Raw genomic sequence first — 11,783 nt, 5'->3', positions numbered from 1 at the left:
GACACGGCTGCGGTCGACACGGCTGCGGTCGACACGGCTGCGGTCGACGCGGTTACGCCGGGGCCGGGCCCACGAGTTCGTCCAGGACGTCCGTCATCGTGACGAAGCCGAGGACCGTCGTACCGGTGTCGGCCGTCACGGCGGCCAGGTGGGTGCCGGTGGCGCGCATGGTGGTGAGGGTGTCGTCCAGCGGGGTGTCGGCGCGGACCCGAGGAATGGTGTGGACGGCGGTACGGGGGAACGGGCGGTCCCGGTCGATGGCCCCGAGGGTGTCCTTGATGTGGAGGTAGCCCAGGATGACGCCGCCGGGGCCGGTGACCGGCAGGCGGGAGTAGCCGGAGGCGGCGGCCGTGCGTTCCAGTTCGGCGGGGGTGACGCGATGGTCGACGGTGACCATCGCGTCGAGGGGGACGAGGATGTCGCCGACCCGCCGGGTGCCCAGTTCCAGGGCGTCGCGCAGCCGGTCGCCGCCGGACTTGTCGAGCAGTCCGGCGTCGCTGGAGTCCCGTACCAGCCGGATGAGTTCGGCGTCGGTGAAGACCGCCTCGACCTCGTCCTTGGGCTCGACCTTCAGCAGCCGCAGTACGGCATTGGCGAAGGCGTTGACGCCGAAGACGACGGGGCGCAGGAGGTGGGTGAGGGCCACCAGGGGCGGGCCGAGGAGGAGTGCGGTGCGCTCGGGCGCGGCGAGGGCGATGTTCTTGGGGACCATCTCGCCGATCAGCATGTGGAGATAGGTGGCCGCGGTGAGCGCGACGACGAAGGCGATCGGATGCACCAGGGCGTGCGGCATGTGGACGGCGCCGAAGACGGGCTCCAGCAGATGGGCGATGGCCGGTTCGGCGACCGCGCCCAGGGCGAGGGAGGAGATGGTGATGCCGAGCTGGGCCGTGGCCATCAGCGCGGACAGGTGCTCAAGCGCCCACAGCACACCGCGCGCCCGCTTCTCCCCCGCCTGCGCGCGCGGCTCGATCTGGCTGCGGCGCACGGAGATCAGGGCGAATTCGGCGCCGACGAAGAAGGCGTTGGTGAGGAGGGTGAGGACGCCGATGGCGAGTTGCAGGACGGTCATCGGGTGGCCTCGGTGATCTCGGCGGACTCGGTCGCGTCGGTGGCCTCGGTGATCCGTACGCGGTCGGCGCGGTGGTGGTCGACCTTCAGGACCGTGAGCTGCCAGCCCTCGGTCTCGATGGTGTCCCCGGCCGCCGGGATGCGCTCCAGGGCGGTGGCCAGGAGGCCCGCCACCGTTTCGTACGGCCCCTCGGGGGCGGTCAGGCCGATGCCGGTGAGCTCGTCCAGCCGTACGCTCCCGTCCGTCTCCCAGGCGCCGGGGCCGAGGGGCACCAGGCCGGGGGCCTCGTCGGTGTCGTGTTCGTCGCGTACGTCGCCGACGATCTCCTCGACGATGTCCTCCAGGGTGGCGACCCCCGCCGTGCCCCCGTACTCGTCGATGACGACGGCCATGGTGTGCGCGCTGCGCAGCCGGTCCAGCAGCCGGTCCACCGGGAGGCTGTCGGGGACCAGGAGCGGGGGTGTGGCCAGATCGGTGACGGGGGTGGTGGCGCGGTCGGCGACGGCCAGGGCGAGGACGTCGCGGATGTGGACGGTGCCGACCACCTCGTCCAGGGTGTCGCGGTAGACGGGGAAGCGGGAACGCCCTGTGGCCAGGGTGAGGTTGGCGGCGTCGGCGGCGGTGGCGTGGGCCTCCAGCGCCTGGACGTCCACACGCGGGGTCATCACGTTCTCGGCGGTCAGCTCGCTCAGATGGAGCGTACGGACGAACAGCTCGGCCGCGTCCTGCTCCAGCGCGCCCGCGGCGGCCGAGTGGTGGGCCAGCGCGACCAGTTCGTCCGGCGTACGGGCGGAGGCCAGCTCCTCGGCCGGCTCCAGGCCCAGACGGCGCACCAGGCGGTTGGCCGTGTTGTTCAGGTGGTGGATCAGCGGGGCGAAGGCGGCGGTGAAGGCGCGCTGCGGGGCGGCGACCGCCTTGGCCACGTGCAGGGGGCGGGAGATCGCCCAGTTCTTGGGCACCAGTTCCCCGGCGACCATCAGCACCACCGTGGAGAGGGCCACGCCCAGCACCAGCGCGGCCGTCGACGCCGCGCCCTCGGACAGGCCGAGCGCGGTGAGCGGGCTCTGCAGCAGGGCGGCCAGCGAGGGCTCGGCGAGCATGCCGATCACCAAGGAGGTCACGGTGATGCCCAGTTGGGCCCCGGAGAGCTGGAACGTCAGCCGGCGCACCGCCATCAGCGCGCTGTCGGCCCCGCGCTCACCGGCTTCGGCGGCGCGCTCCAGGTCACCGCGTTCGACGGTGGTGAGGGAGAACTCGGCGGCCACGAAGAGCGCGCAGGCGAGGGTGAGGGCCAGCGCGAGGAGAAGCAACAGGATCTCGGTCACCGTGCCACCGCCGTCTGCCCACGGAGTGGGCGGGGGGTGGCACGGGTGGTACTGGGAGGGTCAGGGTCGCCCATCGCGGGTCTGGTGCTCCTTCATCGCTGGTCGGTGGCTCGCCGGGACGTCCGGTGGATCCGCACATGTCCGGGGAAGGCAGTGTCCCCGCATCCATAGTAAAGGGACGGTAAAGGTGCGGGCCACCCGGCCCGCGCCCCGGTCCGCGTCGAGATGCGCTCCGCATAACCTGCGGCTTTTCCCTGTCGGCTCGATTGGGGACGGGGTTGCCTGTCGTCGGCACAGGTTTATCGGCAATACTTCCCGCCGTGGAGCAGAGCACTGGACCGATCATCCCGCCCATGCACACAGCCGGGACGGATCCGGGGTATGTCCCCGGCCTGACGTCCCCGCGCCCTGCCGATGTGGAGGAGGACGCACCGGACAACGCAGCAGAGCGGCCGCCCGAGGAAGTCACCGCCGAGGACGAGGTCGACGAGGCCGACGAGGTCGAAGGCGCCGAGGGAGAAGGCGTCGACGCCGAGGCGGAGTCCGACGACGACGCCGATACGAAGGGCGACGTCGCGTCCGACGGGGAAGCGGAAGAGGACCGCGAGGAGGAGGACGGCGGCGTCGTCTTCGACGTATCCGACCGGCGCGGTGCGATCCGGGCCGGGCGCCATGGCGTCGCATTCGAACTCGACGGCGAGAAGGCCGAGTTCGAGTGGGACGAGATCGGCGCGGTGGAGGTCGACACCCCGCGGTTCGGGAAGCGCTTCGGGATCACGGTCTACATGACCAACCGGCGTTGGTACACGGCCGATGTCGAGGCACCCGCCCGCAAGCTCCTCAAGGAATGGACGGCGGAGCTCGACGCGGTGCTCGACGCGTATTTCGAGGACTCGGCGGAGGACGAGGCCAAGGACGACGCCGACGCCGACACCGACACCGAAGCCAAGGACGCCACCTCGTAGCGGCCATCCGCGCGGGTGGCGGTTCATCCGGTCCTCGCTGCGCACAACCGTATCCGGCGCCGGGAAAACGGTCTAACGTCGGGTTTCAGCAGCGGAACGACTGGGGGGCGGCCGCCGTATGACACCGGATGATCCTGTGATCGGTTGCACCGGGGTGCTGGTACTCGGCACCCGGGGGGCCGGTGGTCCCGGTGAGGTCCTGGTGCGGGTCAGAGGCGGTTCGGAGACGTTCCTCGCCTGGTCTGCCGACCCGTTGCCCCCAGGCGCGTCCGTCCTCGTGATCGACTTCCGCGGCTCCCGCCAGGTCGACGTCATCGAGTGGACCGATCCATTGAACGCGTCGTCCGGCATGGCCGACGGCGCCGGCTGAGGAGACGAAGGATGTTCGGTTACCGCGTGCCCGCACCCGACCAGGCGATGCTGATCTCGGGGGGCAGGCGTGGTCAGGGGGGTGCGCCGTTTCGCGTGGTGACCGGGCACGGCAAGTTCGTGCTTCCGGTCTTCCGCAAGGTCCGTTTCCTGACGCTGGCGATGTGTGAGGCGGAGGTCGAGGAGAAGTGCGTCAGCCGGCAGGGCATCACGCTGACGGTGCGCTCGGTGATCGCGTTCAAGGTGGGCAATGACACCGAGTCCATCGTCAACGCGGGGCAGCGGTTCCTCTCCGACCAGGAACAGATGGCGGTGCTGACGGGGCGGATCTTCGCGGGCCATCTGCGGTCCATCATCGGCTCGATGACGGTCGAGGAGATCATCACCGAGCGGCAGAAGCTGGCCACCGAGGTGCTGGACACCTCCAAGGCGGAGATGGCGAAGATCGGTCTGATCGTGGACTCGTTGCAGATCCAATCGATCGACGACGGCGACACCGGCTATATCGACGCGATGTCCGCCCCGCACAAGGCCGCCATCCAGCGACAGGCCCAGATCGCCCAGGCGCAGGCCAGCCAGGCATCGGCCGAGGCGGAGCAGGAGGCGGCGCGTAACCAGGCCGAGTACGCACGGCAGACGGCGGTGGTCCAGGCCCGGTACACCGCCGAGGTGGACCGCGCCCAGGCCGAGGCCGCCCAGGCGGGGCCGCTGGCGGAGGCGCACGCCCAGCGGGAAGTGCTGGCCGCGCGGACCGAGTTGGCCCAGCGGGCGGCCGATCTGCGGCAGCAGCAGCTGGTGGCCGAGATCGTGAAACCGGCGGAGGCGGAGGCCGAGCGGATCCGGGTGGTGGCGCTGGCCGAGGCGGAGCGGATGAAGATCCAGGCCGAGGCGGCGGCCTCGCACGGCCGGGTGGCGCTCGACCGCATGCTGATCGACCAACTCCCGCAGATCGTCAAGGAGGCCGCCTCCGGGCTGTCCGGGGCGAACGTCAATGTCCTCAACGGGGCCGACGGGCTGGGCGAGATCGCGGCGGGCCTGGTCGGCCAGGGACTGACCATCCTGGACGCGGTGCGGCGCAACATGGGCACGCCGGGTCCGAAGGACGAGCCGAAGCGCCCGGGCGGGGCGGACGACGGCGCGGTCGAGGTCCGTTAGGGGGTGTCCGGCCGGTCGTGACGCCTGCGGCGGGCTGCTCCCCTGACCCCGGACGCCCTTCGGGCGTGTCCTCAATCACCGGACGGGCTGCATGCGGCCCGTCCGGCGGTTGCTACCGTGAGAAACCCAGCCAGCCGAGAGGGCCGAGGAACGTGACCCCTGACCGCCCGCACCGCGTCAGCGTCGCCGGAGTCATCGTGGACGAGCGCGGCCGAGCGCTGCTGATCAAACGGCGCGACGGCGGCACCTGGGAGCCGCCGGGCGGTGCGCTCGACCCCGACGCCACCCTCCCCGACGCCCTGCAGCGCGAGATCCTCGACGAGACGGGCGTCAAGATCGCGCTCCCGGCCGCGCTCACCGGGGTCTACAAGGACATGAACGACCTCACCGTCTCCCTCGTCTTCCGCTGCGAGGCCCTCGACGGCACCCCCGCCACGGGCCCCCGCACCCGCGCCTGGCGCTGGGCCACCCGCGCCGAGGTCCCCGACCTCGCCGACGAGGCGTACGCCGTGCGCATCCTGGACGCCCTCGACGCCACCGCCCCACCGGCGGTCCGCGCCCACGACGGCGTCACGCTCGTCTGATCCGCGACGCCCGCGCTCACGCAGGAAGCAGCCGCGTCAGCTCATCCGCCACCGCCCGCGCCGCCGGGCTGGTCCAGCGGCGGCGGTGGCGGGTGAGGTGGACCGGGACCGGGGGGATGGCTGGGCCGTGGACTTCGGCGAGCTGGCCGTCGGCGAGCTGGCGTTCCACCGTGGCGCGGGGCAGCAGCGTCAGGCCGAGCCCGGCGGCGACGCAGGAACGGGCGGCCTCGATGCTGCCGAAGCGGGTGAGGCGGGGTGGCGGACCGGGGAGGGTGAGCAGGGTGCGGACGAGGTGATCGCTGTAGGAGCAGCCCTGTTCGTGGACGAAGAAGCTCTGCGCGGCCAGTTCGTCCCAGTCCGCCTCGCGTCCGGCCAGCGGGTGGCCGGGGGCGGCGAGGTAGACGAGGGGTTCGCGGGCGATGGGGCGGGCGACCAAGTCGGCGTCGGCCACGTCCTGTTCGATCAGGAGGGCGAGGTCGAGCCGTCCCGTACGGAGTCCCTCGACGGCCGCCGCGGTGCCCGCGGGGTGCAGGTGGAGGTCGATACCGGGGTGGGTGCGGCGCAGCGAGGCGATCACGCGGGGGAGGTGCGAGGCGCACAGGGACTCGCCCGCGCCGAGCGCGACGGGGCCCTCCACCGCGCCGTCCGCGCCGTCGCCGTTTCCGGCCGCCGCCACCGCGCGCAGCCGGGCCTCGGCGTCCAGGACCTCCTCGGCCTCCTTCAGCAACCGGCGGCCGGCGCTGGTCGGCAGGGCGCCTGAGGGCAGCCGGTCGAAGAGGCGGGTGCCCAGCTCCCGTTCCAGCGTGCGTATCTGGACGGTGACGGTGGACTGGGCGAGATGGAGATCCGCGGCGGTCGCGGTGAAGCTGCCGGTTCTCGCCAGTGCCGCGAACGTCCTCAGGAGTCGTGTGTCCACGAGGGTCAGGATAGGCAGCCGCCACCTGGCTCCATCGGGTTTCTCGATCGCCTCCAGCGAAAGGAATCGTTGGACGCGATACCGGCCGCGGTGGAACCGTGGACGGCATGACGGCACCCACGACAGACATCGACGTTCTGCACTACTCCGCCTTCACCACCCACCCCGACGGCGGCAACCCCGCCGGTGTGGTCCTCGACGCCGCGGCCCTCGCGGACGACGACGCGGCCATGACCGCCGTCGCCGCACGGGTCGGCTACTCGGAGACCGCGTTCATCACCGAGCGGGACGAGGCCGCGCGCCGCTACCGGCTTCGGTACTTCAGCCCGCTCGCCGAGGTCGCCTTCTGCGGACACGCCACCATCGCCACGGCCGTCGCCCTCGCCGACCGCGACGGCCCCGGCGAGCTGATCTTCGACACCGCCTCCGGCGAGATCCGCGTCGAGACCACGGCCGACGGCGACGGCCCGTCCCGCGCCACGCTCACCAGCGTTCCCACGCGGTCGCGCCCCGCCGACCCGGGCGCGGAGGTCGAACCGACGCTGGCGGCGCTGCGCTGGTCCGCGGACGATCTGGACCCGGCCCTGCCCCCGCATGTCGCCTTCGCGGGCAACGACCACCTCGTCCTCGCCGCCGCCACCCGCGAGCGGCTGACGGACCTCGACTACGACTACGACGCGCTGGAGGCGGTGATGCGGCGGCGAGGCTGGACGACGGTGCATCTGGTGTGGCGCGAGGCGGGGGACGGCTCGGCGGACGAGGTGACGAACGGCCTCGTCTTCCACGCCCGCGATCCGTTCCCGGTCGGCGGGGTGGTCGAGGACCCGGCCACCGGCGCCGCGGCCGCCGCCTTCGGCGGCTATCTGCGGGCACTCGGCCTGGTCGGCGGCCCGACCCGGGTCCGTATCCGCCAGGGCGAGGACATGGGCCGGCCCAGCGATCTCCTGCTCGACGTCACGCCCGACGAGCCCCGGGCGCGCGTCAGCGGGCAGGCCGTCCGGATCCCGCAGAGCGGGTGAGGAGCGGCGCGAATCACCGGCGCGGGACACCGTGACCCCGTGACACCGGCCTCGGCGGTCAGGGTGCGGGCGGAGCCGCCTGTACCAGGCCCGTCTGGTAGGCGATGACGACCAGTTGGGCACGGTCGCGGGCGCCGAGCTTCATCGTCGCGCGGTGGATGTGGGTGCGCACGGTCAGCGCGCTGAGCGTGAGGATCTCGGCGATCTCGGTGTTGGACCTGCCCTCGGCGGCCAGGCCCATCACCTCGCGCTCGCGGCCGGTGAGCTCCTTCTGGGACTCGATGCCCGGCATGGAGAACCCGTCGTCGGAGGCTCCCGGAGCCTTGAGGGTGCCCAGCCCGACGGCCCACTCGGTGAAGGAAAGTAGCCACGGCAGGAGGTCTCCACATCTGGTGCCGAACATCTGGTGCCGAACGTTTGGTGCCGACTGTCCGCCCAGGCTCTCCGGGAGGGGGCGATCGTGTCGTCGTGCGCCTGCCGACAGTTCGCGCTACTGAGAACGCAGTAGGGAGGGGGCGAGGGGGTCCGCCGCCGGTACGACTGCCCCTGTGGGGTGACTGGGGGTCCGGGCTGATCGGGGTGGTCGGGTGCGGCGCCGTTTCGCGCCTTCGGCGCAATTGAGCAGCGGCGCCGGGGGTGGGGGGCGCGGCGCCGCCGCCGGGCGCCGGGTCGGTGGGGGTGGGCGCCGGGGCGGCTGAGCTGGTGGGGGGCCGCGGTTGGTGCCGGACAGCCGGGAGGGGGTTGGGGTACCCCCCTTGAAAACGTTTGACAAATTAGTTGCTTCAGATCAAGCGTTTTTTCGGGGGGTGTCCAGAGGGGCCTATCGGAGGCCGTGGAGCTTGGTGATCAGACGTCGCACGAGAGCCACCCGGTCGCTGCCACGCGGTCGGCAGTCCTCCAGACGGCGGACGACCCCTGGCGGCACGTCCTCGACCCCGACGGCGTCAACGACCTTGTCGAGCGCGCGGATGCCCCAGTACTGGTTGAAGGCGAGCGGCTCCTTGACGACGGCCTCGGCGAGGAGGGTCAACGCGTCGGGCACCGGCACCGCGTACAGCCGCGCGTACGCCGCCAGCCGCAGACCGCCGTCCGGGGAAGTGAGCCAGTCGTCCAGGTCGGGATCCGCGAGCCGCTGAGTGGTGCGCACCAGCCGCGCGAAGATCCCGCTCATGCGCTGCGTACGGGCGGATCCACTGGCCATCGACCGACGGACCTCGAGGTATTCGGCGGCCAGTCGGCGCACGTCCGCCAGCGCCGTGGGGTCGTCGGTCTCCGGTCCGTCGTCGCCGCTTCCGACGAGGGCGGCGTCGGCGATGCGCTCGGCGGCCTCGATGCGCTGCTCGACGGCCTTGAACTCCACGCGGAACCCGCCGGGCAGTTCGATGCTGTTGAGCAGATCGCGCAACCAGGGCACGACCGCCACCACCAGGAGCGCCACGGTGACGTTGTCTATCTTCAGGTCCGGCGCCAGCACATGCGTGACCGCCACCGCGACAGCCACCCCGCTCACGACGGACGCGACGATGTACCGCCGCCACGCGGCCCGCCCATCCACTCCGTGCTCCCCCCGCCTCATGACCCCCAGCCTTCCCCAGCCGGGGCCACTTCAGACCGGCGAGCATGGGCTTGGGCCAGCCGCCTACGCTGCCCGCATGATGCGCGCAGCGGTCTTCGACGTCGGCGAGACCTTGATCAGGGATGACCGCGGATGGGCCATGTGGGCGGACTGGCTGAACGTCCCCCGCCATACCCTCTCCGCACTCGTCGGGGCGGTCGTCGCTCAGGGCCGTGACAACGCCGATGCCCTGCGACTCATTCGGCCCGACATCGACATCGCGGCCGAGCGAGCCGCGATGGAGGCCGCTGGGGTGGGTGAGGAACTGAGCGAAGCCGATCTCTACCCGGATGTCCGCCCCGCCCTCGCGGCCCTCCGTGAGAAGGGGCTCCGCGTCATCATCGCGGGCAACCAGACCGCGCACGTCGGCCAGTTGCTACGAGAGCTGGACCTCCCGGTCGACGAGATCGCCACGTCGGGAGAGTGGGGCGCGGCCAAGCCCGACCCCCGGTTCTTCGCCCGCGTACTGGACCTCGCGGGCACCCCGCCCGACAAGACGGTGTACGTGGGGGACCACCCCGCGAACGACATCCGCCCGGCAAAGGCGTCGGGACTGCGCGTCGCGCATCTGCGCCGTGGGCCGTGGGGCCATCTGTGGTCCGGCACTGCTGAGGCGGCTGGTGCCGACTGGCAGATCGACTCGCTGCACGATCTCGTACGATTCGCCGCCAGTTGAGGTGAGCAGCCCCGCTGCCGCAAGGGCGCTCGCTACCGTTCGGAGGGGACGCACCGAACGGAGCACCGGTATGCCCAGCGATCTCGGCAAGCGTGTGGCCTATCAGCGCCGCATCGCTCGAATGACACAACAAGAGCTGGCGGACGCCGCCGGTGTGCACGTCGGCACCCTGCGAAAGATCGAACGCAACGCCCGGGGCGCCGGTGACAACGTGGTGGAGGCCCTCGCGGCAGCTCTCGGGGTCGACCCATCGGTCTTGTGGGGAAGCCGGGACCGGACGGACGCCCGCGTTCACGCAGCGATGCCATCCCTGTCGGCCGTCATCGCGGCGTACGACGTGCCCGACGACGGGCCGGTGCGGCAGCTCAGCGAGCTGAGCGCAGCCGTGGATGAGGCGGTGACCTGGCGCCTGGCCGCCCAGTACGTCCGGATCGCACGCCACTTACCCTCGCTCATCAGCGAGCTGATTCGTACTTTCCACCTCGCTTCGGCAGAAGCGAAGCCCGAGGCAGCGAGCCTGCTCATCGGTGCGGTTCGAACCGCTGACGCTGTGGCGTACAAGTACGGTGCCCGGGATCTGTCTGCCCGTCTGGTCGATCTGATGCGCTGGGCGGCGCCGTACACCGACGACCCGCTGCTGGACGCCACCGTCGCCTACGTCCGCACCGAGACCTTCTTCGCCGCCCGCGCGTTCACGCCTGGGCTACGCGCGCTGGAGGCCGCATTGGACCGCGCACCCACCAGTGAGGATGAGGCGGCCATGGCTGCCCGAGGCGCCTTGCACATGCGCGCCGCTGTCATTGCGGGGCGCGCCGGTCTCGTGACGGCCGCGGACAAGCACCTCGCGGAGGCTCGGCGCCTGGGGGATGCCGTGCCTGAGAACGTCTATCAAGGCACAGCCTTCGGGCCGAACAGCGTCCGCGTCCACGAAGTGTCCGTTGCGGTCAGCCTCGGTGGTGACCATGTGCGTCGCGCCCTCGACGTGGCCAACGATTGGGCCCCGCCGCGGGACCTTCCTGCCGAGCGCCGCAGCGGGTTCTACATCGAGGTGGCCCGTGCGCAACTGTGGTCAGGGCTGACCCGCGATGCGTTCGAGTCGCTGAAGGCCGCGCGGCACATCGCTCCACAGCACACCCGTGATCACCCATGGGTGCGAGAGGACGCCGCGACTCTCCGCCGCCTGCGGCGCGGAGATGCCGAGAGCTTGAGCAAATTCGCGGAGTGGTGTCACGCGGGTGAGTGACCCGCACTGACCCTCGCCGGGTCACTTACGGCCCTTCCAGCGGAGAACCATCTACCTGTCCACACCGACCAGGCGGATGGGACCGCTGTACGCCGCCCGACCCATCATTCTTCCCCGGCGGGATCGCGTACGGCCTGACGTCGTCTGTGAAGACCACCGCGACCAAGGCGAACCGAATGTCAGTTGACTCTCTCAAGTCCCCACCATGGGCACCTCCGAGCAATACCGACGTAGAGATGGTGCGGGTCGGCCCGCACTGGGATGTCGTACGGGCGCCGGAGGCGCTCGGCGGGCGGGCGCTGGAGTTACTCGGTGGGGCAACCGGGGCCGTCATCGCCGACTACAACCTCATGTACTGGCTCATCCGGCCGGGCAGCGCCCAGTACTGGCGACGCATCCGGCAGGTTCAGACGCTCGGTACGGGGCGCGTCGAGACCTCGTACATCGGCGTTCCCCCTGTCGATCGCACCAGCGGGCCGTATCTGCACTGGCGCGTGCCGCTCGGGCCGGGTCGGTATCTCACCGACGCCAACCGGCTTCGCGAGGCCCTCGCCCGAGCAGCCGGTGCCGAGCTGGGCATCGATGAGGAGGCGGATCGGTGACCGAGGGCTTCTTGGCCGCGCAGCAGCCGGCAGCTCCGCGGGGCATCGAGTTGCCGGATCCCGACACGCTGACCGGGCCGCAGCTGGAGGGCTGGCACTGCGCGCTGTGCGGGCGGCGGCTGTATGCCGATCAGTTGCTCGGCACGGTCGAGTGGACCTGCGGCAGCAGGCCGCGGGAGGTCGAGCTGTGGGTGTGTCGGCCGCTCTGCCGCGAGGCGTGAAGCGGAAAGTCCGCTGCCGTG

General features: G+C 71.5%; 13 protein-coding genes and 1 pseudogene. 9 read left to right on the top strand and 5 right to left on the bottom strand.

Translation table 11 applies throughout. The annotated features are described in order from the left end of the window. Nucleotides 1-52: 52 nt before the first annotated feature. Complete coding sequence (locus tag BLV72_RS17530) at nucleotides 53-1,072, bottom strand: hemolysin family protein (protein WP_093463354.1); 1,020 nt, start codon at nucleotides 1,070-1,072, stop codon at nucleotides 53-55. Next, nucleotides 1,069-2,397, bottom strand: a complete 1,329-nt coding sequence (locus BLV72_RS17525) for a hemolysin family protein (RefSeq protein ID WP_093463353.1) — start codon at nucleotides 2,395-2,397, stop codon at nucleotides 1,069-1,071. The genes BLV72_RS17530 and BLV72_RS17525 overlap by 4 nt, the downstream gene beginning before the upstream one ends. 353 nt (nucleotides 2,398-2,750) lie before the next feature. On the opposite strand from BLV72_RS17525, the gene BLV72_RS17520 reads away from it, so the two are divergent. The 4 genes from BLV72_RS17520 (at nucleotide 2,751) to BLV72_RS17505 (ending at nucleotide 5,470) form a co-directional block, all read left to right on the top strand. After that, a complete protein-coding gene (locus BLV72_RS17520; RefSeq protein ID WP_093463351.1) occupies nucleotides 2,751-3,362 on the top strand; it encodes a hypothetical protein in 612 nt (203 codons plus the stop codon). A gap of 118 nt (nucleotides 3,363-3,480) precedes the next feature. Then, the gene (locus tag BLV72_RS17515; RefSeq protein WP_086710545.1) at nucleotides 3,481-3,732 is read left to right on the top strand and encodes a hypothetical protein; all 252 of its coding nucleotides are present in this window, start codon (nucleotides 3,481-3,483) and stop codon (nucleotides 3,730-3,732) included. 11 nt (nucleotides 3,733-3,743) lie between these two features. Then, nucleotides 3,744-4,886, top strand: a complete 1,143-nt coding sequence (locus BLV72_RS17510; protein ID WP_093463350.1) for an SPFH domain-containing protein — start codon at nucleotides 3,744-3,746, stop codon at nucleotides 4,884-4,886. Nucleotides 4,887-5,038: 152 nt separating this feature from the next. Beyond that, the gene (locus BLV72_RS17505; RefSeq protein ID WP_093463348.1) at nucleotides 5,039-5,470 is read left to right on the top strand and encodes an NUDIX hydrolase; all 432 of its coding nucleotides are present in this window, start codon (nucleotides 5,039-5,041) and stop codon (nucleotides 5,468-5,470) included. A gap of 16 nt (nucleotides 5,471-5,486) precedes the next feature. Here the strand turns inward: BLV72_RS17505 and BLV72_RS17500 are convergent, their stop codons facing one another. After that, nucleotides 5,487-6,386, bottom strand: a complete 900-nt coding sequence (locus tag BLV72_RS17500; RefSeq protein ID WP_093463347.1) for a LysR family transcriptional regulator — start codon at nucleotides 6,384-6,386, stop codon at nucleotides 5,487-5,489. Between the two features lie 107 nt (nucleotides 6,387-6,493). Between BLV72_RS17500 and BLV72_RS17495 the strand changes: the two genes are divergently transcribed. Further along, complete coding sequence (locus tag BLV72_RS17495; RefSeq protein ID WP_093470402.1) at nucleotides 6,494-7,405, top strand: PhzF family phenazine biosynthesis isomerase; 912 nt, start codon at nucleotides 6,494-6,496, stop codon at nucleotides 7,403-7,405. A 58-nt stretch (nucleotides 7,406-7,463) separates the two neighbouring features. On the opposite strand, the pseudogene BLV72_RS17490 reads toward BLV72_RS17495, so the two are convergent. Both BLV72_RS17490 and BLV72_RS17485 read right to left on the bottom strand, forming a co-directional pair. Then, nucleotides 7,464-7,685, bottom strand: a pseudogene (locus tag BLV72_RS17490) (response regulator transcription factor); the annotation flags it as partial. A 540-nt stretch (nucleotides 7,686-8,225) separates the two neighbouring features. Beyond that, nucleotides 8,226-8,915 (bottom strand): hypothetical protein, encoded by a 690-nt coding sequence (locus BLV72_RS17485; protein WP_143059785.1) that lies wholly within the window; start codon nucleotides 8,913-8,915, stop codon nucleotides 8,226-8,228. A gap of 142 nt (nucleotides 8,916-9,057) precedes the next feature. On the opposite strand from BLV72_RS17485, the gene BLV72_RS17480 reads away from it, so the two are divergent. From BLV72_RS17480 to BLV72_RS17465, 4 genes are all read left to right on the top strand, one after another. Continuing rightward, nucleotides 9,058-9,696, top strand: a complete 639-nt coding sequence (locus BLV72_RS17480; protein WP_093463344.1) for an HAD family hydrolase — start codon at nucleotides 9,058-9,060, stop codon at nucleotides 9,694-9,696. Between the two features lie 70 nt (nucleotides 9,697-9,766). Beyond that, a complete protein-coding gene (locus BLV72_RS17475; protein WP_093463342.1) occupies nucleotides 9,767-10,939 on the top strand; it encodes a helix-turn-helix domain-containing protein in 1,173 nt (390 codons plus the stop codon). Between the two features lie 236 nt (nucleotides 10,940-11,175). Continuing rightward, nucleotides 11,176-11,541 carry a hypothetical protein gene (locus tag BLV72_RS17470; RefSeq protein ID WP_093463341.1) on the top strand — a complete coding sequence of 122 codons (366 nt, stop codon included), beginning with the start codon at nucleotides 11,176-11,178 and terminating at the stop codon, nucleotides 11,539-11,541. Beyond that, a complete protein-coding gene (locus tag BLV72_RS17465) occupies nucleotides 11,538-11,762 on the top strand; it encodes a hypothetical protein (protein ID WP_093463339.1) in 225 nt (74 codons plus the stop codon). Before BLV72_RS17470 ends, BLV72_RS17465 begins: the two co-directional genes overlap by 4 nt. Nucleotides 11,763-11,783: the final 21 nt, after the last annotated feature.

The sequence above is a fragment of the Streptomyces melanosporofaciens genome, assembly GCF_900105695.1.
GTDB classification, from domain to species: Bacteria; Actinomycetota; Actinomycetes; order Streptomycetales; family Streptomycetaceae; genus Streptomyces; species Streptomyces antimycoticus.
Note: the sequence above shows the minus strand (reverse complement) of the source record. Positions and strands in the feature narration are given on the sequence as shown.

Coding starts and splice junctions, on each gene's coding strand:
- BLV72_RS17515 (WP_086710545.1), top strand. CDS start 3,481: ATGACACCGGATGATCCTGTGATCGGTTGCACCGGGGTGCTGGTACTC.
- BLV72_RS17510 (WP_093463350.1), top strand. CDS start 3,744: ATGTTCGGTTACCGCGTGCCCGCACCCGACCAGGCGATGCTGATCTCG.
- BLV72_RS17470 (WP_093463341.1), top strand. CDS start 11,176: ATGGTGCGGGTCGGCCCGCACTGGGATGTCGTACGGGCGCCGGAGGCG.
- BLV72_RS17475 (WP_093463342.1), top strand. CDS start 9,767: ATGCCCAGCGATCTCGGCAAGCGTGTGGCCTATCAGCGCCGCATCGCT.
- BLV72_RS17520 (WP_093463351.1), top strand. CDS start 2,751: ATGCACACAGCCGGGACGGATCCGGGGTATGTCCCCGGCCTGACGTCC.
- BLV72_RS17495 (WP_093470402.1), top strand. CDS start 6,494: ATGACGGCACCCACGACAGACATCGACGTTCTGCACTACTCCGCCTTC.
- BLV72_RS17480 (WP_093463344.1), top strand. CDS start 9,058: ATGATGCGCGCAGCGGTCTTCGACGTCGGCGAGACCTTGATCAGGGAT.
- BLV72_RS17530 (WP_093463354.1), bottom strand. CDS start 1,072: ATGACCGTCCTGCAACTCGCCATCGGCGTCCTCACCCTCCTCACCAAC.